The 20,282-nt window shown below is 46.6% G+C and carries 18 protein-coding genes and 1 tRNA gene; 4 read left to right on the plus strand and 15 right to left on the minus strand.

The window, feature by feature from the left end; genetic code table 11:
* The first annotated feature begins 69 nt into the window (after positions 1-69).
* From ACESLK_RS10645 to ACESLK_RS10655, 3 genes are read left to right on the plus strand one after another with little or no spacing between them, the layout of a single operon-like run.
* A complete protein-coding gene (locus ACESLK_RS10645; protein ID WP_373229412.1) occupies positions 70-2,394 on the plus strand; it encodes a xanthine dehydrogenase family protein molybdopterin-binding subunit in 2,325 nt (774 codons plus the stop codon).
* On the plus strand, positions 2,391-3,224 hold the full coding sequence (locus ACESLK_RS10650) for an FAD binding domain-containing protein (protein WP_373229413.1): 834 nt from the start codon (positions 2,391-2,393) through the stop codon (positions 3,222-3,224). The genes ACESLK_RS10645 and ACESLK_RS10650 overlap by 4 nt, the downstream gene beginning before the upstream one ends.
* A 1-nt stretch (position 3,225) precedes the next feature.
* Positions 3,226-3,702, plus strand: a complete 477-nt coding sequence (locus tag ACESLK_RS10655; protein ID WP_373229414.1) for a (2Fe-2S)-binding protein — start codon at positions 3,226-3,228, stop codon at positions 3,700-3,702.
* A gap of 9 nt (positions 3,703-3,711) precedes the next feature.
* Here ACESLK_RS10655 and ACESLK_RS10660 read toward each other — a convergent pair whose 3' ends face one another.
* From ACESLK_RS10660 to nrdR, 3 genes are all read right to left on the minus strand, one after another.
* On the minus strand, positions 3,712-4,425 hold the full coding sequence (locus tag ACESLK_RS10660; protein ID WP_373229415.1) for a DUF421 domain-containing protein: 714 nt from the start codon (positions 4,423-4,425) through the stop codon (positions 3,712-3,714).
* 761 nt (positions 4,426-5,186) lie between these two features.
* A tRNA-Ala gene (locus tag ACESLK_RS10665) sits at positions 5,187-5,262 on the minus strand.
* A gap of 130 nt (positions 5,263-5,392) precedes the next feature.
* The gene (gene nrdR, locus ACESLK_RS10670) at positions 5,393-5,854 is read right to left on the minus strand and encodes a transcriptional regulator NrdR (RefSeq protein WP_373229416.1); all 462 of its coding nucleotides are present in this window, start codon (positions 5,852-5,854) and stop codon (positions 5,393-5,395) included.
* 113 nt (positions 5,855-5,967) lie between these two features.
* On the opposite strand from nrdR, the gene ACESLK_RS10675 reads away from it, so the two are divergent.
* Positions 5,968-6,186, plus strand: coding sequence for an alpha/beta-type small acid-soluble spore protein (locus ACESLK_RS10675; RefSeq protein ID WP_373229417.1), 219 nt, complete (start codon positions 5,968-5,970; stop codon positions 6,184-6,186).
* A 104-nt stretch (positions 6,187-6,290) separates the two neighbouring features.
* Here ACESLK_RS10675 and ACESLK_RS10680 read toward each other — a convergent pair whose 3' ends face one another.
* From ACESLK_RS10680 to ACESLK_RS10735, 12 genes are all read right to left on the minus strand, one after another.
* Positions 6,291-6,860, minus strand: a complete 570-nt coding sequence (locus ACESLK_RS10680) for a lytic transglycosylase domain-containing protein (RefSeq protein ID WP_373229418.1) — start codon at positions 6,858-6,860, stop codon at positions 6,291-6,293.
* Positions 6,857-7,453: a dephospho-CoA kinase gene (coaE, locus tag ACESLK_RS10685; protein ID WP_373229419.1), complete on the minus strand. Its 597-nt coding sequence runs from the start codon at positions 7,451-7,453 to the stop codon at positions 6,857-6,859. Before coaE ends, ACESLK_RS10680 begins: the two co-directional genes overlap by 4 nt.
* Positions 7,454-7,467: 14 nt before the next feature.
* Positions 7,468-8,148: a sporulation membrane protein YtaF gene (ytaF, locus tag ACESLK_RS10690; protein ID WP_373229420.1), complete on the minus strand. Its 681-nt coding sequence runs from the start codon at positions 8,146-8,148 to the stop codon at positions 7,468-7,470.
* 120 nt (positions 8,149-8,268) lie between these two features.
* A complete protein-coding gene (gene mutM, locus ACESLK_RS10695) occupies positions 8,269-9,183 on the minus strand; it encodes a DNA-formamidopyrimidine glycosylase (protein ID WP_373229421.1) in 915 nt (304 codons plus the stop codon).
* Between the two features lie 35 nt (positions 9,184-9,218).
* Complete coding sequence (polA, locus tag ACESLK_RS10700) at positions 9,219-11,891, minus strand: DNA polymerase I (protein ID WP_373229422.1); 2,673 nt, start codon at positions 11,889-11,891, stop codon at positions 9,219-9,221.
* A gap of 120 nt (positions 11,892-12,011) precedes the next feature.
* The gene (locus ACESLK_RS10705; RefSeq protein WP_373229423.1) at positions 12,012-13,268 is read right to left on the minus strand and encodes an EAL domain-containing protein; all 1,257 of its coding nucleotides are present in this window, start codon (positions 13,266-13,268) and stop codon (positions 12,012-12,014) included.
* Positions 13,269-13,347: 79 nt separating this feature from the next.
* Positions 13,348-15,651 carry an EAL domain-containing protein gene (locus tag ACESLK_RS10710; RefSeq protein ID WP_373229424.1) on the minus strand — a complete coding sequence of 768 codons (2,304 nt, stop codon included), beginning with the start codon at positions 15,649-15,651 and terminating at the stop codon, positions 13,348-13,350.
* Between the two features lie 205 nt (positions 15,652-15,856).
* Complete coding sequence (phoU, locus tag ACESLK_RS10715) at positions 15,857-16,516, minus strand: phosphate signaling complex protein PhoU (protein WP_373229425.1); 660 nt, start codon at positions 16,514-16,516, stop codon at positions 15,857-15,859.
* Positions 16,517-16,541: 25 nt separating this feature from the next.
* Positions 16,542-17,297 (minus strand): phosphate ABC transporter ATP-binding protein PstB, encoded by a 756-nt coding sequence (gene pstB / locus ACESLK_RS10720; RefSeq protein ID WP_373229426.1) that lies wholly within the window; start codon positions 17,295-17,297, stop codon positions 16,542-16,544.
* Between the two features lie 12 nt (positions 17,298-17,309).
* Complete coding sequence (gene pstA, locus ACESLK_RS10725) at positions 17,310-18,185, minus strand: phosphate ABC transporter permease PstA (RefSeq protein WP_373229428.1); 876 nt, start codon at positions 18,183-18,185, stop codon at positions 17,310-17,312.
* 2 nt (positions 18,186-18,187) lie between these two features.
* Positions 18,188-19,141, minus strand: coding sequence for a phosphate ABC transporter permease subunit PstC (gene pstC / locus ACESLK_RS10730; protein WP_373229429.1), 954 nt, complete (start codon positions 19,139-19,141; stop codon positions 18,188-18,190).
* Positions 19,142-19,279: 138 nt separating this feature from the next.
* The gene (locus ACESLK_RS10735; RefSeq protein ID WP_373229497.1) at positions 19,280-20,236 is read right to left on the minus strand and encodes a PstS family phosphate ABC transporter substrate-binding protein; all 957 of its coding nucleotides are present in this window, start codon (positions 20,234-20,236) and stop codon (positions 19,280-19,282) included.
* Positions 20,237-20,282: the final 46 nt, after the last annotated feature.

The following is a 20,282-nucleotide window of genomic DNA, read 5'->3' on the forward strand; positions in this document are numbered from 1 at the left end:
CTGAAGTTAAATGGATATAATACCGCTTTGGATGTACTCCATTAAATAATGAATAAGAGGAATCGTTAGATGACGATTGGAAATAGCATTTACAGAAAAGAAGCCCTTGAGAAGGTTACCGGCGCAGCAAAATATACAGACGATTATCATTCGCCGGCAATGTTGCATGCAAAGCTGATCATTAGTCCGCATGCTCATGCCAAGATCAAGTCGATCGATACCTTGGAGGCACAGAAGGTCGCAGGCGTACGTGCCATTGTTACGGGACAAGCGGAATTTCCGCTCACTGGCGAAGAAATTCACGATCGTCCGCCCATTGCATACGGGAAGGTTCGTTATCATGGCGAACCTGTTGCAGTAGTAGTCGCGGACAGTCCTTACATGGCAAAGAAGGCTGCTGAACTGGTAAGGGTCACTTATGAGCCTTTACCTGTGGTCAATTCTCCGTCCGATGCAATACATACAAGCGCTCCGCTCGTTCACGAGAATTTGGCGCATTATGAAAAGATCCAGCACGTTTTTCCGGAACCAAACACCAATATTGCAGATCGGGTCAAAATACGCAAAGGCAATATGGAGATTGGCTGGCAAGAAAGTGAAGTGACTGTGGAAACCAACTTTTCATTCGGCCCTTCCGATCACGCCGCTATGGAAACCCGGTGTGCAACCGCCGAAATTCGTCCGGACGGGCATATTCTCATCTCTTCTTCTTCTCAATCACCGTATATGATCAAGAAATTGATGGGCGAATATTTTAATCTCGATGCCGGAAAGATTATTGTAATCACCCCTTTAGTCGGTGGCGGTTATGGAGGTAAAGTACCGACTCAGTTGGAGATCATTGCATATTTGGCTTCAAAAGCGGTAGGCGGAAGACCTGTAAAGTTATTTAATGAACGGGAAGAAGACATGATTACATCTCCCGTACATATTGGACTTGAGGCGACTGTAAAGCTGGGAAGCACGAAGGACGGCAAATTAAAAGCCACGAAGCTGTTTTATTTGTTTGATACTGGTGCTTATTCGGATAAGGGTGCAACAATAAGTCGGGCTGGTGCCGTATCTTGCACAGGACCCTATCATATCGAAAATATTTGGTGCGATTCGCTGTGTGTATATACAAATCATCCCTATGCTACCGCTTATAGGGGGTTCAGTCATTCTGAAGTTTTATTCGCGTTTGAACGGACAATGGATGTACTGGCGGAAAAGCTAGGAATGGATCCGCTTGAACTCAGAGAGAAAAACGCCATTCTTCCTGGGCATACCACACCTACGCAAGTTGTCCTGAATTCCAGCAATGTAGGGAATTTACCGGAATGCATAAGTAAACTGAAAGCATTGATGAAGTGGGACGAGGGAATCTTCATGGAAATCAATGACCGGAAGATACGCGCCAAAGGCATCAGCTGTATATGGAAAACTTCAACGATCGATACGAACGCCAGCTCCGGAGTCATTTTGACGTATAACCCGGACGGAAGCTTGAACCTGATGTCGGGTCTAGTCGAGATCGGAACAGGCACAAAAACCGTACTTGCACAAATCCTTGCGGAAAAAATGAAAATGGATGTTAGCCAAATTCATGTCCGCATGGAGGTAGATACGCAAACAATGCCGGAGCACTGGAAGACTGTTGCAAGCAGAGGCACCTATATGGCAGGAAGAGCGGTTCAGCAAGCGGCTGACGATCTCATCCGGCAGTTGAAGGATATTGCTTCACGCGCATTGGTCTGTTCTCCCGATGAATTAGAGGTCGGATACGGAAAAGTTTATGTAAAGGACGACCCAACGAAAGATTGCAAGATTTCGGATGTCGCCTACGGCCACAAGTACCCGAATGGTAACGGGATCGGCGGACAGATTATGGCTAAAGGAAATTTTATGTTCAGACATATGACGCATCTGGATCGTGAGACCGGATCCGGGAAACCGGGGCCAGAATGGACGGTAGGTGCTCAGGGAATAGAGATTGAGTTCGACACAAGAGATTTTACCTATAAAATTCTCAAGGCTTATTCCGTTATCGACATCGGGAGGGTATTGAATTATAAAGGCGCTCTGGGACAAGTAATGGGTGCCATGAGTATGGGGATTGGATTTGCGGGGCGGGAAGCTTTCATCTTTGACAGGCAAGGTAAAGTGCTCAATCCTCAGTTGCGTACGTACGTCCCGCCTCATTATGGAGAGCATCCGGAATATATTGTAGAATTCGTGGAAACCCCTCATATCGATGCGCCTTATGGCGCACGCGGCATCGGAGAACACGGCTTGATCGGAATGCCTGCTGCGCTGGCCAACTGTTTGTCGAACGCCGCTGGAATACACCTGAATCAACTGCCTCTTGTTCCGGAATTGATATGGAAGACCAAACAATCAGGAGGTACGCAATGATTCCTTATGATTTTGCCTATTATAAGGCTTCTGCTGCGGAGGAGGCCGTAGAGCTATATCAGTCATTGCAAGAGCAGGGAAAGCAGCCAGTCTATTACTCCGGCGGAACCGAAATAATAACGCTGGGAAGATTAAACGAAGTTTATACGGAAGCCGTTATTGACATAAAAGGCATAGCGGAGTGCCAAACACTGCAATTAGAACAAAATCAGTTGGTAATGGGAGCCGCTCTTCCTCTTACCAAGCTTCAAGAGTCAAACCTCTTTCCGCTGCTAGGCCAAATCATTAGCGAGATAGCCGATCATACAGCGCGAAACAAGATTACCCTGGGCGGCAACATTTGCGGTCAAATTTATTATCGGGAAGCCGTACTTCCGCTCTTGATAGCGGATACTGACATTATCATCGCGGGAAAAAGCGGGAGAAGACGAATTTCACTGAATTCAATATTCGACGGGCGTCTGCGGTTGGAAGACGGGGAACTCCTTATCCAGCTTATTACACATTCAGATTATCTTGGGTTGCCTTTTTATAGCATTAAAAAACGCAGACAATGGGATGTCGGTTATCCGTTGATAACGGTTGCGGCGCTTAAAAAAGAAGATAAAATCCGAGTATCTTTCAGCGGAGTATGTCTTTTTCCTTTTCGCAGCGAACAGATTGAACAGTCCTTGAACGATACCCGGCTAAATCCGAAAGCTAGAATCGAGCGAGCGATTCAACATTTGCCTAAACCCATCTCGGGCGATGTGGAAGGTTCCCCGGAATACCGTATATTTGTATTGAAAAATACGCTGCTTGATATTTTGCAAGCACTGGAAGGAGAATAACATGCACTCAACAGAAATTACATTAGAGGTTAACGAGGAATTCCGATTAGTTACCGTCAGGAACGCTGACACTTTATTGTCAGTGATTCGGGATAAACTGGGACTGACCGGTGCCAAGCCCGGATGCTTGAATGGGGACTGCGGTACTTGTACGATTGAGGTGGATGGAAATCCTATGAAATCTTGCTTAATGCTGGCCGTGGAAGCGCAAGGCAGCAAAATTACGACTGTGGAAGGTTTGAAATATACGGCTTTGCAAACTCAATTTGTAGATAAATTTGCTTTTCAATGCGGATATTGTACACCGGGCTTTATCATGAATGCCATTGCTTTGATAAAACAGTACCCACATGCGAACGACATGATGATAAAAGAATGGCTCGAATCGAACATCTGCCGCTGCACCGGGTATAAAGAAATCGAAGAAGCCGTTAAAGCGGCTTTAGCTACTGCTCAAGCTGCATTACGACAGCAATAATACCACCGTTTAATGTTTAATAGGCGGAATATGACCGGAATAGGATTGAGAAACAAACAATTCAAAGTTTTCATCGATTGACGCAAAAATGACATCCTCTTTGTTCACTCCTTTGGCATGCAACTGTGATTCCAACCACACCATGTCTTTGTTCATGTAGGACAGTACTTTTTCGGAGACATTTCCATCAAGAATTAATGGGTATGCAAGTCCCTTCTGTTTTTTAATCAGCCCCAAATCCTCTACAGTAACAGCGGTTTTCAGAGGTTTTTTGTGTACGGTCAATTTGCCGTTAGCCTCTAATACGGCAAGTTCAACCTCTTCTACATTAAAAATGTCTTTTTCACGCAGCATCTGAAGAATGTTGTCAATAGAGTAGCGTACTTTTTGAAGGTTAAGGATTAGTATGTTTCCGTTATGAACGACAACAGTTGGTTCAAAGGTGATCCATTTCCCGAATTTTCTTACCTTAATCGCCAATACAGAGACCCCGCGCTGCAAGAGACCAATTAATATAATTGCCACGGCAGTATGCAGATGTTCAATCTTCGGATCGGCAATATCAGCACCGACTACAGCACCTAATGCAATTATGATAAGGAAATCGAACACCGGCAATTCCCCAATAGAGCGTTTCCCCATGTAAAGAGCAACCATTAACATAAGGGGGAAAATGGTAACAATTCGCCCTGCAACTAGAAAAAGGTCTTTAAGCATTTCCATTTACTTCACCTCTTCGTTCGTTAAGTAACCCCTTGGCACCTTTAGGTCACATTTTATACAATATATCCAATTTGATTACAACTAAACTCACGGCAAAAAGATAACTCCCACACCTATGACTTACACCAATACCCGGCAAGAGTTTGAGCCCTTCGGCTCAGTTCTTCCGCGAGAAATAGCATCGGTTCAGGACTGCGATGCGTGCGGCACACAATACGACGGCGCCTTCGATCGAAGCCGTATGATGGCGTATATGGCTTCAGCCGGGTCGGTCGTATTCGCAAACGCTTTTCGAATTTGTTCAGTTACCGCCTGCCCATGTATGGCAACCGATTCCGCGACAAGCTTTTCTTTCCCATTCGGAAAATGTATTCGATATTTCGAATAAAATGTACTGAGTTTCTGCGAAACAATGCGATTATATTCGATATTTCATATATAATTTGCAGATCTGCCCTTCCTGAGCAAATCTATGTATGAATTTTCGAATACAATGAACGGAACTTAGTCGCTGTACACTCCGCTTCATCCACGCGGGATGAACTCTCCGGGTTCCCTTCCCCACTGCCCAGTAAACGCAAAAAAGCCGACCTAAAGGTCGACTTTTGCATGTATGGAGCCAAGGGGGATCGAAGCCCTGACCTCATCGCTGCCATCGATGCGCTCTCCCCATTGGGCTAACTCCCCAGTCTGGATCAAGCCCTACATTGCTGATAGGTCACATAAAAAACGCATCCAATAGGATGCGTGAGTTTTTATTATGGTGGAGATTAGCGGGATCGAACCGCTGACCTCTTGCATGCCATGCAAGCGCTCTCCCAGCTGAGCTAAACCCCCATGTAAGACAACAAAACTGATTTTATCACAAGCAAGTCAAGGCTGTCAACCACTTTACTTGCAACGATTAGCTCTAGAAAATAAGCCCTTCAATAATATGAAAGGCTTTCTTCTTGCTCATCAGCAGCTCTTAGATTCCATGCTTGTTCATGAGACCATTCAGTTCCTTCAGGAACATATTAATATCCTTGAATTGACGGTATACCGAAGCAAAGCGTACATATGCAACCTCATCGACCGTATAGATGTGCTCCATCAGCAACTCGCCAATTATACGGCTTTCTACCTCTGCTTGTGCAGTGTTTCGCACTTCCCGCTCTACATTTGAAACAATAACCTCTAGCTGTCCTACGGATACCGGACGTTTCTCACAAGCACGTAATAGCCCTCTTAGCACCTTGTCACGGCTAAATTCCTCACGGCTACCATCCTTCTTAACTACGATAAGCGGAGTTTCCTCAACCGTCTCGAACGTAGTGAATCGGCGGCTGCATTTCTCACATTCCCTGCGGCGGCGAATAGACTTATTGTCATTAGCTGGCCGTGAATCCAAAACTTTCGTTCCGCTATAGTCGCAATACGGACATTTCATGGCGTCAATCCCGGCTCCTTTTTAGTGTTTTTTTTATTTTCCAACCCTTCCCTTACATGAACACGAAAATTATGCACATAATACATTTACCAACCGCAAGGAGGTGAATATCAATGGCTACCGCGCAAAACAGAACCAATCAATTGCTAGTCCCTCAAGCTAATGCTGCACTGGATCAAATGAAGTACGAGGTGGCGCAAGAGCTGGGCATTGCCATCCCACAAGATGGATATCAGGGTAACATGATGACTAAAGATAACGGTGCACTTGGGGGTAACATTACCCGCCGTTTGGTACAGATGGCCGAACAACAACTTGCTGGCCAAGCTTGATTAACAAGTCAATCCGGTTAATAAGACGGAGATTTTGCACCAACTGAAGGCAAGGCACTAAATACCGGGAAGCTTTGAGGCATGCTTTGCTTCAAGGCTTCTCTTCATAACGTTTCGTAAATTTTCTGATACTTCTTATAATAATACATCACACGCTGCACATAATGTCTAGTTTCTCCATATGGAATATCGCGTATTGTTTGCTCTGTGCCTTCCCAGGTCCCTTTTTCAAGCCATTGTCGTACCTTTCCCGGACCTGCATTGTATGCAGCCAATGAAACTAATAAGTTCCCGTTGAATTGCCGATTCAATTCTTTGACATACCAGGAACCCATCCTTATGCCTGCTTGCGCATCCATGCCGGCATCCCTGGCAGTTAACTTACCGAAGTCTTCTTGCTCTAATATCCATGCAGCCGTTTCCGGCATAATTTGCATAATTCCAAGTGCTCCTTTCGGAGATACCGCTTCATGCTTGTAATTCGACTCTACTCTAATAATAGCTGCAATTAATAACGGATCTAATTGGTATTCCAAGGCACTTCTCTTAATCTCATCCACATACGAAATCGGGTATATCCAGCGTCCTAACCACTCTGATTGCACGAACAATGCACCTAGCACAATGAGAATGAGTGGCAGGATTACTCTTTTGCGCTTTATCCGTTTACTCATCCAAACCCCTTTTCCCGCCAGAAACGATTAATTTGCTGCTCTGTTTGAGCCAGACTCCCACTATTGTTAATTACGATGTCTGCCTTCGATTTCTTATCCTCGATAGCCATCTGTGCATCAAGCCGCTTCTGTGCCTCTTCGGCAGTGAGCTTGTCGCGCTCCATTAATCTCTGTAGTTGTATTTCCCTCGGAACATACACAACCATAATTTCCTGGAAATAAGGCTCCATTCCCGATTCATACAAAAGAGGAACATCAACAACTACGAGCTTGTCCGGAGTATGGCTCTCATAATAAATCATTCTTTCCTTCATAACCGTGCGAATTTCTGGATGTATAATGGCCTCTAGAGCTTTGCGCTCATTTGGATCGGCGAATACAATACTCCCCAGCTTCTTCCGATCTAGTGAACCATCCTCTTGCAGAACAGCTTGTCCAAACCTCTCTGCAATACGAAGCAAGGAGGATTGCCCGGGCTCAACAACTTCCCGGGCAATCCGATCCAGATCGATAAGTATTGCTCCATGTTCCTTCAGAAGCTTAGCCACTGTGCTTTTGCCTGTAGCGATGCCGCCTGTCAAACCGATATTCATTAGATCTCTTCCTTCTAGAACAATTTGAATATCCCCATTCCAATGAGAATGACTCCGGGCAGCATAGAAAGCTGCCGTACCCAACGCCAACCGGATGCCCAGAAGCCAACCCGAGTCCCTGACCAGAGGAAAAATCCACTAGCCGCAGCAATAATTACAGCCGTATACAAGGGTGGAAAACCTACCAAAGCGGCACCGATTCCCGCACCGAACGCATCTAAGGAAAGGGCTGTTCCGAGAAGGAAGGCCTCACCGGCGCTAATCGTTCCTGATCGATCCATATCCGCTGCAGATGGAGTGCGAAGGATTTGAATAATGAAACCAAACACCTTAAGCTCCATGGTAAGAACGGGTTTATACGGCTGTTCACCTTGTTCGGCTGCCAACTCCGAGCTGCTTAGAGGTGGATCTGCTTCCTCCCGTTCCCCGCTGCGGATAAATTGGAACAGCGCGAGCAAACCAATTCCAATCAAGATTATCGCGCCGACCGCTGATGCGCCGTGAGGTGACATCCAGCCCGTCAGCATTACTCCAACCATCATCGATATGAGGATAATAAGGCCTGAACATGCTGCAATAATGAAAATGGACGATAGAGGAATTTTTATTTTTCTCACGCCATACGTAATTCCGACTCCAAAACCATCGAGACTGACAGCAAAAGATAGTAAAATGAGCGAAGCGACAGATGCCATAGTGCACTTCCTCCTGCATGGATGCATTCCCGTATTCCGTTTCCGGAGTTCAGGTTCTGTTCATCCTATGCAAGGAGGGGGCCCAATGCCCCGATCACATGAATTTTATGAAAGAATTAACTATGACTGTATACCATCTAAGCGACGTTTTACGGAGTTGTTACTCACTTTGAGCTTTCCGCTGCTCTCTATAATATCCACGTTTTTAGGCCTTTTCTGGCAATGAGGACAAACATGGGTGCCCCGTCCGCCGACGACGGATTTCTCTATTGAACTTCCACATATTAGGCAAGGCTCACCCGTTCTTCCGTATACCTTCAAGTTATGCTGGAATAATCCCATCTCTCCTTGCCCGTTCACATAAGACTTGATGGAGGAGCCCCCAGCTGCAACAGCCGCCGACAACGTCTGCACGATCGCATGGTGAAGCCGTTCTTGCTCCTTCTTCTTAAGATCACACGCCGGTGTCTCCGGGTGAATCCCTGCTGTATGAAGTGCTTCATCCACATAGATATTACCCAACCCTACAACAATTTCTTGATTAAGCAATAACGGCTTGATCTTCGTTGACCGCTTACCTAGAGCTTGTCTGAATGCATCAAGTGTGAACTCGGCCTCCAAAGGCTCCAATCCTAATTTATTCAAAGGAGGGACTCTTAACTCTTCTTCGGGTAAAAACAAATGCATGGTTCCGAATTGACGCACATCCTTATACCGAAGCTCCGTCCCGTCTGTAAAGTGGAAAATGACGTGCGTATGAGCTTCGATTGGCATATCTTTGTCGTACAGACCGTATCGCCCTTCCATGCGCAGATGGGAAACAAGGACGAGCCCATCTAGAATCAGCCTTAGGAACTTACCTCTCCGCTTTACCGATTGGAAGGTTCTCCCTATAAGCCGTACGGCAAAAAGATCTGGATCATCCGGCTTCTGCAGGATACGAGGAAGCTTTACCGTGACATGATCGATCGTCTTACCGGGGATGAGCGTATTCAAGGTCCGTCTGACGGTTTCCACCTCAGGCAATTCCGGCATATCGTGCCCCCCTTACTCATGTTGCCTGGTCCTGCTTATTTCGCTTCATACCAATTCGTTCCTACACTTACGTCCGCCAGCAAAGGAACATCCAGCTTCAATGCTGTTTTCATCACTTCCGGAACGAGCTCCTTCATTAGCGCAAGCTCATCCGCCGGCACTTCGAATACCAGTTCATCGTGTACCTGAAGCAGCATTCGGCTCTTCAGCCCGCGTTCAAGCAGCGCTTCATTCATTCGCAGCATGGCTAGCTTTATAATATCCGCCGCTGTTCCTTGAATCGGAGTATTCATTGCGGTCCGTTCAGCGAAGGAACGAAGATTAAAGTTCGAATGGCGAATTTCCGGCAGAAAGCGGCGACGTTCTAATAACGTCGTAACATAGCCGTTCTTTCTCGCCTCTTCCACTATTGTATCCATATAACGGCGAACCCCAGGAAACGCTGAAAAATATTGTTCAATAAATGATGCCGCATCCTTACGGGTAATGTTCAAATTCTGTGACAGGCCATAATCGCTAATACCATATACAATTCCGAAGTTAACGGCTTTGGCTTGTCTTCGCATATTACTATCCACTTGATCCGCCTGAACGCCGAAAACGTCCATAGCGGTTTTGGTATGGATGTCCATATCATTTAAGAAAGCTTCCTTCAGCCCATCGTCACCGGAAATATGGGCGAGCACGCGCAGCTCAATCTGCGAGTAGTCAGCCGCTAGAATGCTCCAGCCTGGCTCGGAAGGAACGAAGGCTTTGCGGATTTGACGGCCTTCCTCCATCCGGATTGGAATATTCTGAAGATTAGGGAACTGACTTGACAGCCTTCCCGTAGCGGCAATCGTTTGCCGATAAAAGGTATGAATCTTACCTGTTTCCGGACGAACCTCTTTTAGCAAGCCCTCAATATAAGTCGATTGCAGCTTCGCTAATTGACGATAGTGCAAGATAAGACGAACGATTTCGTGATAAGGCTCAAGCTTCTCAAGCACTTCCGCATCCGTAGAATAGCCTGTCTTCGTCTTCTTAACGACCGGCAGCTCAAGCACATCGAACAGAACCTCGCCTAGCTGCTTGGGAGATCCAATATTAAACTCGAAGCCAGCCGCTTGATAAACGGCCTTCGTTATCTCCTCGATGCGACGCTGGAACTCTGTCCCAAGCTCCTTCAGCGCATCCGCATTGACCGAAATACCTTGCTTCTCCATCCCTGCAAGGACTGCAGATAAAGGTTGTTCGAGCTCGCTATACAGGCTGTTCATTCCCATCTGCTCTAGCTGCTCAGCCAGAAATGGCTTTAGCCTGCGCACCGCATCTGCTTTGGCGGCCAAATGCTTTGCAAGCTCGCTGTCGGCTGGCACTCGGAATTTGGCTCCTTTGCCATATACAGCTTCATCAGAAAGAATGGATGCTAAGCCATGACGTTGAAGCAGTCCGTTAAGAGAAGGGTCCGCTTCTGTCGGATCAAGCAAATAGGCAACGAGCTGCACATCGAAAGCTTGCCCCATTAGGGATATGCCAGAACGCCCAAGCACTAGCTCTGCTCGATGAAGATCATAACTGATCTTAGGCGATTGGCCATCCAGGAGCCATGCTTTAAGCGGTTCCGCCGCTGAGGAGGATAGAAGACCATAAGGAATAACAAAGCACTGCGTACCCGCAGTAAGTGCAATCCCCACGCCTTCCGCTTGATGAGGATTGTCCCCCGAAGCTTCCACAAGTATAGATTCAGCATGGGATAATGCTTTGTTCAAGCCATCCCATCCCTCCACGTCAACTCTAATCACTTCATAATGGGATGCCGTTTCAACGCTTTCCGCCTTAGCCGCATCATCCGCTTCATGCAGATTAAGCCTTTCGGCAAGATTTTTGAATTCCAGCTTTCGCATAGCTTTGGCCAACAGCGCGGAATCATAACCGTTATATACAACATCCTCTAGCGAATGCTCTACAGGCACCTCGCGAAAAATTGTCGCGAGCTGCTTGCTCATCTTAGCATTGTCCATGTTTGTCTCAATATTCTCGCGGAGCTTACCCTTAAGATCATCGATATGGGCAAGAACATTCTCAACCGTTCCATAATCATGCAACAGCTTAAGAGCAGTCTTCTCGCCCACACCGGGAACACCGGGAATATTATCGCTTGTATCTCCCATAAGGCCCTTAAGATCAATAATCTGCGCTGGGGTCAATCCATACTTCTCTCCAACAACTTCAGGCGTATATCGCTCCACTTCACTAACACCTTTACGCGTGATCCACACGCTTACTTGCGATGATGCGAGCTGAAGCATGTCCTTGTCACCCGATACGACAATGGCTGACTTGCCCTGTTCTTCAGCAAGCCTAGTCATTGTACCGATAATATCATCTGCTTCATAACCAGCCAGCTCGAATTGTGCAATCGAGAACGCTTGAAGCAGCTCCTTCAGTAACGGGAATTGCTCTGATAGCTCTGGCGGGGTTTTCTGACGGCCGCCTTTATATTCCGCATAACCTTCATGTCTGAAAGTCACTTTACCCGCATCAAATGCAACTAGCACATGGCTTGGTTTTTCTTCCTCTAACACTTTCAACAACATCGTCGTGAAACCAAGAACCGCGTTCGTATGCAGACCGCTGCCATTTGTTAAAGGCGGCAATGCATAGAAGGCCCTATTGATGATACTGTTTCCGTCAATCAATACCAGCTTGTCCGTTTCGTTACCCATGACCGTGTGCCACCTCACCGACATTTTTCATATCGTAATCATAACATACTGCCGCAGGTAGCCGCACCCCGCCGTACACTTTCAATCGCTAAAAAGAAAGAAGCCTCCCCCCGTCCATCCTTAGACTTTGGGAGTGGCTCCTATATGAACTAGTGAAGACTGCTCGGTCGGTCTGCCAATTAGATACCCTTGACCATAATCGAAGCCCATGGATCGAAGAAGGCGCAGCTCCTCAGGCCTCTCAATCCCTTCAGCAACTGTACGAATGTTCATCTTCTTGGCGAATCTGACGAATGTACGAAGCATATGCTTCTTCATCTCGTCTTGATCTGCCATTTTCACAAGCGAACGATCCACTTTAATATAGTCAGGATTTAATTCCACGATGGATTGCAGGGAAGAATATCCCGCACCGGCGTCATCGATCGCGATCTCATAGCCCTGACTGCGATAATGAGCCAGAATTTTCTTGGCAGCATCGAAATCATCTATCGAGCTTCTCTCCGTTAGTTCAAATACAACCTGTCCGGGATGCAAGCCCCGATCCGACAGCCACCGGACGGTTTGACCCGATACGAAGTGTGGATCGTTTATAATCCCCATGGTTACATTAATAAATATTTTCTGTGACGAGACTAGGGAAGGACAATGACGAATGGCCGTTTCTCTAGCCAATCGATCAAGAGCAAATGCTTGATTCTGCCTTTCGGCGAATTGGAACAACTGAAGCGGACCTTCAAAGAGACTTCCTTCCGGGCATCTCGTCAGTGCCTCATAGCCGAATACTCGTCCGTCAGCGAGCTTTATAATTGGCTGATATGCACTTCTAATGCTGCTCTCCGTAATTAATCGATCGAGCTCTAAGCACAATTCCCAACCGCTCTGATCCAGAAGCGAGGCATTCATCTGCTCAGTTGCCTTGAGGATTCCTTCGTAGATGATCTCTTTGTTCGGGCGTGTATGCCATCCATTTAACTGCGCATACCCTATTCCTCTTTCCTTATATCGCGGCAGATCGGAGATCGCTTTAACGCTTCCCCCGGTTTGGGCAATCATACCTTCCCTTACCCGCTTGGCAAGCCCGCGCAAATAATTATCGATCTCATCCTTCCGAAGATTGTCCGGAATGATCGCATAAAGCCAGAGGTGATGTCCAATCACATCCCCGAACCATATATCATTCCGGCCCATGGATAGCTGGAGCCAGTTGGGCCAGCTAAAGCCATCTTCGCGAAAGCCTGAGGCAAATCCATTCTTCCATTCTGTGAAGTCGACTCCTATCAAACCTATAACGTTTCGTTGCTCGAGACTTTCTATTCGTTCAATCCGATCGATTCGTTCCATTACTTGTTCTATGCCAAACCATGAAGTTATCATATGATTGCACACCATCTTCCACGATATCTTGGTGACTATAAACTTACCAATCCTAAGTAAAGACAATGCGCTAAGTTTGTTAAGTCAACGTTAAATCCGAAAGCTCGGACAATTTACTTTCGGCTTTAGCAATGGTTTCCCAGACCACTGAGTTCCCATTTACCTGCTTAGCTTTCTTCTTCAACAATGCCGCTTTTTGCGATAGCTTCTCAGGTGTCCATCCGGCCGTCTCTTCGCATAAGAGCACGGATAAAGACAAGGATAACCCGGTTGCATCATTGACTTGCCGACCCGAACGATCAAAAACCGGACCTATCTGTTGCTCTTCAAAGGAATGAATGCCTTTAACAAATCGCTGCAGAATATCCTGTGACATCATTTCCGGGTCCGTGCCTGACGATAATACTATAAAATCGTCTCCGCCTATATGACCCACAAAGCATTGCTCCGACTCGTGCATTCTGGCGACAGTCACTAACGTTTCACCCGTGAATCGAATGACATCATCGCCCTTGTGAAAGCCGTACTGGTCGTTATACCACTTGAAATGGTCCAGATCGGCATACCAGACCGCAAAAGGCTTGCCATCCGCCAGTCTTCGGATCATTTCCCGGCGAATTCGTTCATTGCCAGGTAATCCAGTAAGCGGGTTCGCCCACTGTGCGTCAGTCATTCGCGTTTGCGTTACCCACTCCAGCATGGCGCGGATAGATGCAATCCCAGTTACTTGCCCCTCCCGCGTGACGATTACTGCATCATAGAGCTTGTCCGGTTCACGAGCCATGGCCATTTGAGAAACCTGGTCCACCGGCAGAGACTCATCTACAATCATGGGATGGGTATCCATGATTTTACCGACGGATCGGTTCCAATAGAGGGGCAATCCGAATTGGCCCGAGAGCATCTGATGAAGCTTCTCCTTCATTAACAATCCGATTGGTTTGCCATTGTCCGCAATGACAAAGCCTTGAGCCTCTCGATGCAGCTCGAAATTCCGTGAAATCTCGGATACCAATGTATCTCGACTGAATAATCGAACAGGTGCCGTCAGCTCTGCAAGCGAGCCTGATGCGCCTTGATATCGCCGGTTAACTTCTGTACGGATCCGGTTCTGGACATAGGGGGCTACTTCAAGAGACTCGCTGCGTATGGTACCTATCCACTCGCCTTGTCCATAATGCATACCGCTGGATATAAGTACGGGAAGCAATTCCTCTCGATCTAAACCATTGGCGATCAACACGATTTGCTCTTTACGGGTTAATGAAATCAAGCTCTGAAGCAAGCTTTCTTCTACGGAATCTATCGCCTCTTCGTGTATCCATCCAACGTTCATTTGCACATAATCGGGATGGAGCTCGACCATTCGGCGAAGAGATGAGCGCGTTGGCGTAATGCCTGCAAGTGCGATTCGGAAGCCTTGCGTACGGTAATGGCTCAAGGCCGCTCTAACCGTTGTTCCTTCCTCCTCTTCACCTCCTATTAATACAAGCACGATGTGCTCAGCGCGCAATCCAGCTGCTTCAATGCGCCTTAGAGTACTGCCGGGATAAAGTCTTGGATCATAGATGATTTTGGCGGGAACGGGGAGGAATAGCTTCACATCACCTGTTTTTGAAGGGAATCCTCGAATCGCGGCCTCACGGAAACAGCGGTCCGCATCGAACAGCTTGCCGGATTGATCTGCAGACGCGTAGAAGGTGTCCAAGTCTAGCTTCACATCGTGATAAGAAGTATAGGGGATGGCTTCAAAGCCATAGAGCGAACCATCTAGTAAAGATAGGATCGGAGCATATTTAACGGTAATCTCATTGTCAGAACGGATGAGAGGAGCCTCAGGCAAAGGCAATCGAACAATCTGGCTGCCGGAATCAAGCATTTGCTTCCAGGCGCTCTCCGTTGCCCGAACAATCGCCATTTCCCAGCCCTTATCTGAAATCGGATTCCTATCCCTCTCCCATGGCCGAACAACCCAACCGAATCCACAGCGTATGTTCCCTACGACTGCCAATCGGCGTAATCTAGAATAAGTAAATATTTTCACAGATAAATCCCTAAGAAGAAAAGAAAATCTCCCGGCAGCCAGTTCAGCCGCTTCCTTATCCGCATCTTCATCCTCATTGATAGAAACAATCATGATGATACCGGAGGCAGTAGGTGTAAAACCAACTACACAATGCGAAACCTGAGAAAAACGGAGTACAACGGTTTGCAATAATCGATGGATACGAAGCGGTAATGGCAATGGTTCCCCAGCCCGCCGATCGGATGACTCTAGTCCTTGCTCCCATTGAACAATAAACAAGCCGCTCCCGCGCAGCGAGCGTTTCTCCATTAAGCTCTTCATTGCTTCTGGATTTAACCATCCGTTGATCTTGTTCATCCTTGTTTGCCTCCGAGTGACAACTGCGATTTGTCCAAGATAACCTTTCCATTTCTTTCACCGTAACATGAAGACGTCTTCACAAATGTAAGCTTATGTTAACTGACTGTAAAACCGTTAACAATCGCTCTCGTTATACAAAAAAAGCGTGTCACCTAATCGGTAAAACACGCTTTTCTTGTTCTTCTCCCTTACTGTGAAACGATTATTGATTCAATTCTGGCCGTTTGCCCGTCATTAGGTACACGACGCTTTCCCCGATGTTCGTCGCATGATCCGCGATTCGTTCAATATATCGACCAACGAAGCTAAGCAGCATCGCTTGGCTCACCGTCTTCGGATTTTCAACCATTATGGAGAATAACTCCCGAAGAATCTGCGAATATAAAGCATCGACCTGATCATCGTCTTTCGCCATCTTGTGTGCCAAATCTACATTCTCATCGATATAGGATTGTAGCGATTCTTGAATCATAATGCTGACTAGAGATGCCATGCGAGGCAAATCTAACAATGGCTTGATTAGCTCCTGACCATCTAGACGGATGACTACCTTAGCGACATCTACCGAAAGATCCCCCATGCGTTCTAAATCCGACGAAATTCTGAAGGCAATTAGAATTCTGCGTAAATCCTTAGCAACCGGTTGTTGCGTGGCGATCAGCTTTGTTCCGATAACACCGACTTTTTCTTCCAGCTGGTTTAGTTCTGAATCCAATTTAATAATTCGTTTAGCGGATTCGATATCACCATTCTTCAAAGCATTCATAGAATCAGTCAGCGCTTGCTCTACACGATTTCCCATCTCTTCTAGCAAATTCGAAATTTCTTTAAGTCCTTGATCAAATTCTATACGCTTAACCATTTTCTATTACCACCCTTTCTTGTTATCAACCGAACCGGCCGCTAATGTAATCTTCCGTACGTTGGTCCGTCGGATTGGAGAACAACTGCTCCGTATCCGAGTATTCCACAACCTCTCCATTGAGGAAAAAAACCGTTTGCTGAGAAACCCGAGCAGCTTGGTGCATATTATGTGTAACCATAACGATCGTATAACGATCCTTCAGTTCTTGTGCCAGCTCTTCAATCTTCAGCGTCGAGATCGGGTCGAGGGCTGAAGTCGCTTCGTCCATAAGCAGGATATCCGGCTCAACCGCCAGAGCACGCGCTATGCAAAGCCGCTGTTGCTGACCGCCAGAGATGCTGTATGCGGAACGTTTCAAGTGATCTTTCACTTCTTCCCACAATGCTGCAGATCGCAAGCTTGTTTCCACGATTTCGTCAAGTTTCTTACGGTCTGTAATACCATGGATTCGGGGACCGTAAGCAATATTGTCATAGATCGATTTCGGAAATGGATTAGGCTGTTGGAATACCATTCCCACCCGCTTGCGCAATGTTTCTACATCGACCTCGTTTGAATAAATTTCAGTCCCGCCGATGGCGCATTTCCCTTCAATGCGAGTGCCTTGAATCATGTCATTCATCCGATTGAACACACGTAATAATGTTGATTTACCGCAGCCTGAGGGGCCGATAAAAGCGGTAATGGATTTCTCCTGTATTTCAAGGGAAACGTTGCGAAGGGCATGGAATTCGTTGTAGAACAAATTTAATTTATCTATCTCAATAATGGTATTCATGGTCCGGTCTCCTTATATGTTTTTCTGAAATTTATTACGTAGAAGAATAGCCGTAATATTCATAAGTAAGAGCATGATAAGCAGCACCATGATCCCCGCCGCAGCCAACTCATGGAATTCAGTCTGAGGTCTGGATATCCAGTTGTAGATTTGTATCGGAATAACCGTGAATTGATCCGTTAATTTCTCAGGCAAGAAAGCGACGTAAGTTAACGCCCCGATCATGACAAGCGGCGCCGTTTCCCCGATTGCCCGAGACATGGCAAGAATAACGCCTGTCAAGATGCCAGGCAGCGCAGAAGGAAGCACTGAACGGGATACCGTCTGCCACTTGTTGGCACCAAGCGCGAAGGAGGCGTCCCTTCTTGCTTTCGGCACCGACTTGAGTGCCTCCTGCGAAGCTACAATAATAATCGGCAGGACGAGCAAGGTCATCGTTAATGCACCGGCGATCAAGCTGCGCTCGAGCATGAACCAGCGGACGAACAATGTTAGTCCCAAAATTCCATAAACAATGGAAGGAACGCCGGCAAGCGTACTAATATTTAATTGGAAAATACGTGTTAAACGGTTCTTTTTCGCATACTCTTCTAAGTAAATCGCCGCTCCTACACCGAACACGAAAGAAACCGGAAGCATAATCAGAAGCATATAGATCGAACCGATTATAGCTGATTTCATCCCGGCAATTGAAGGTCTGCGTGAAGGATAATTCATGAACAGCTCAGGTTTAAAGTGGCTTAGTCCATCCATTACAATATCGATAATAAGGACCATTAACGCCAGAATGCCAATAGAAGTAGCCACTAGAAATAAAAGCTTTAATACCGTGTCCGTTCTACGTCGATTAGCTACCCGTTTGCGATCGTCCTGCTTCCATCCCGTCATAATTAATACTCCTCCCGGAAGCGTCTAGCAAAGTATTGTGCTGCAATGTTCAAGATAAACGTGATTAGGAACAGCGTAGCTCCTACTGCGAAGATGGAGCCGTATTCAACTGTACCATGCGGTGTGTCTCCTAAGCTTACCTGAACAATATAAGCAGTCATAGTCTGAATGCTGTCGAATGGATTGGCAGTCAGCTTAGGTGTGGCACCCGCGGCTACTGTAACAATCATCGTTTCCCCAATCGCCCGGGAAAAAGCCAGCACCGATGAAGCTACTATGCCAGAGAAAGCGGCAGGAACGACAATTTTCAAGGCTACCTCGAATCTTGTCGCGCCTAGAGCGTAAGCTCCATCCCTAAGGGAGCGCGGAACTGCGGACATCGCGTCTTCACTTAACGAACATACCATTGGAATAATCATTATACCGACAACGATGCCGGCGCTAAGCGCGTTAAAAATTCCTGTACCAGGAAATAACTCGCGGATAATCGGCGTCATAAAGGTCAAAGCGAAATATCCGTAAACAATCGTAGGGACTCCCGCCAGCACTTCCAAAATCGGCTTGACCACATTTCGGACAGCTTTAGGCGCATATTCGCTTAGATAGATCGAGGCGGCCAGACCAAGCGGAATCGCTACCAAGCAAGCGATCACGGTAATCAGCAAAGTACCGCTTAGCAGCGGCCAAATGCCGAATTGTTTCGGCTCGAACAAAGGGGCCCATGTGCCTGATGTAATAAATTCTTTAAAGGGGACTTTCTGAAAAAAGTGATAGGTCTCCGTAAACAAAATATAAACGATGCCCATAGTCGTTAAAATGGAAATAACAGCGCAGAACAACAAAAAAACAGGCATGGCCTTGTTCATAATGCTGTTTCGATTATTCTTAAACACCAATTTGTCCTTCTGAATGCCTTCTATTGCGGTTTCCCCGGATGGGACTACCTCTTCCCGCATCGCTGTTCGCTCCTTGTTTCGCAACTTTATGCTGTAAAAGGCGCGTCCCCAGACATACCGATACTCTGATTCAGAGTGTCGGTATGTCTGGGGAGCTTCGCCTATTAATCAGCTAATACACGTTCCAACTGCTGATTCTTAAAGCTTTGCTTGTTCAGTTGCGTAAGCGTCGTCCGGCAGAGGGATGTAACCTACTTCGCCAACCAAAGCTTTGGCTTGATCCATATAGAATTTCACAAAATCTTTCACTTCAGCGCGCTCATATTCTTTCTTGCTCACGTAGACGTAGAGCGGGCGGGATAGAGGAGCGTAAGATCCGTCTTTAATTGTATCGAACGTAGGTGTAATCGCGCCTTTTCCACCGTCAATCGGAATAACTTTCAGCTTATCTTGATTTTCCTCGTAATAAGCGAAGCCGAAGAACGCGATGGCGGTTTTAGATCCCGCTACACCCGTAACAAGCGTATTGTCGTCTTCACTGAATGTTGCGTCTTTACGAACACCTTTTTTGTCCAAAATTTCTTCATTGAAGTAGTCGAATGTACCGGAATCAGCACCCGGAGAGAAGATGATGATCGGTTCAGCAGGGAACGTGTCGCGAACCTCTTTCCATGTTTTCGCCGTGCTTTCCGCACTGAAAATTTTAGTCAATTCTTCAACCGTCAAATGATCGATAAAATCATTATCCTTGCTCGTAATGACCGACAATCCGTCAAATGCAACCTTAAGTTCAGTATATTCGACTCCCGCTTCTTTGCAAAGCTCTGCCTCTGAATCCTTAATTGGACGGGATGCGTTGCTCATTGCCGTTTCGCCGGCACAGAAACGCTTAAAGCCGCCGCCAGTACCGGAAACGCCAACCGTAGGTTTAACGTCAGGTTGAACTGCCTTATATTCCTCGGCTACTGCTTCTGTAATCGGAAATACAGTGGAGGAGCCGTCAATTTCAATGTTGCCTGACAACTGTACTGCTGTTTCAGCAGGAGAAGCATTATCGTTCGGGGTTTCTGCTGCATTATTTCCATTGTTACCACAAGCGGTCATGAACGCCACTAACAACACCACGAGAATAAGTAAACTTTTGCGGCCCATCATTTTAAACAATTAAACCCACTCCTTCATCTGCTCTATATTTTTAACT

Source organism: Cohnella sp. (genome assembly GCF_041640265.1).
Classification (GTDB): Bacteria; Bacillota; Bacilli; order Paenibacillales; family Paenibacillaceae; genus Cohnella.

Excerpts from the sequence above, each read along its gene's own strand:
- ACESLK_RS10705 (WP_373229423.1), bottom strand. The coding sequence starts at position 13,268 with ATGATAACTTCATGGTTTGGCATAGAACAAGTAATGGAACGAATCGAT.
- ACESLK_RS10735 (WP_373229497.1), bottom strand. The coding sequence starts at position 20,236 with ATGATGGGCCGCAAAAGTTTACTTATTCTCGTGGTGTTGTTAGTGGCG.
- pstB (WP_373229426.1), bottom strand. The coding sequence starts at position 17,297 with ATGAATACCATTATTGAGATAGATAAATTAAATTTGTTCTACAACGAA.
- ACESLK_RS10645 (WP_373229412.1), top strand. The coding sequence starts at position 70 with ATGACGATTGGAAATAGCATTTACAGAAAAGAAGCCCTTGAGAAGGTT.
- mutM (WP_373229421.1), bottom strand. The coding sequence starts at position 9,183 with ATGCCGGAATTGCCTGAGGTGGAAACCGTCAGACGGACCTTGAATACG.
- ACESLK_RS10710 (WP_373229424.1), bottom strand. The coding sequence starts at position 15,651 with ATGAACAAGATCAACGGATGGTTAAATCCAGAAGCAATGAAGAGCTTA.
- ytaF (WP_373229420.1), bottom strand. The coding sequence starts at position 8,148 with ATGGCATCTGTCGCTTCGCTCATTTTACTATCTTTTGCTGTCAGTCTC.
- phoU (WP_373229425.1), bottom strand. The coding sequence starts at position 16,516 with ATGGTTAAGCGTATAGAATTTGATCAAGGACTTAAAGAAATTTCGAAT.
- ACESLK_RS10655 (WP_373229414.1), top strand. The coding sequence starts at position 3,226 with ATGCACTCAACAGAAATTACATTAGAGGTTAACGAGGAATTCCGATTA.
- nrdR (WP_373229416.1), bottom strand. The coding sequence starts at position 5,854 with ATGAAATGTCCGTATTGCGACTATAGCGGAACGAAAGTTTTGGATTCA.
- ACESLK_RS10660 (WP_373229415.1), bottom strand. The coding sequence starts at position 4,425 with ATGGAAATGCTTAAAGACCTTTTTCTAGTTGCAGGGCGAATTGTTACC.
- pstC (WP_373229429.1), bottom strand. The coding sequence starts at position 19,141 with ATGCGGGAAGAGGTAGTCCCATCCGGGGAAACCGCAATAGAAGGCATT.
- ACESLK_RS10680 (WP_373229418.1), bottom strand. The coding sequence starts at position 6,860 with ATGAGTAAACGGATAAAGCGCAAAAGAGTAATCCTGCCACTCATTCTC.
- coaE (WP_373229419.1), bottom strand. The coding sequence starts at position 7,453 with ATGAATATCGGTTTGACAGGCGGCATCGCTACAGGCAAAAGCACAGTG.
- ACESLK_RS10650 (WP_373229413.1), top strand. The coding sequence starts at position 2,391 with ATGATTCCTTATGATTTTGCCTATTATAAGGCTTCTGCTGCGGAGGAG.
- pstA (WP_373229428.1), bottom strand. The coding sequence starts at position 18,185 with ATGACGGGATGGAAGCAGGACGATCGCAAACGGGTAGCTAATCGACGT.
- polA (WP_373229422.1), bottom strand. The coding sequence starts at position 11,891 with ATGGGTAACGAAACGGACAAGCTGGTATTGATTGACGGAAACAGTATC.
- ACESLK_RS10675 (WP_373229417.1), top strand. The coding sequence starts at position 5,968 with ATGGCTACCGCGCAAAACAGAACCAATCAATTGCTAGTCCCTCAAGCT.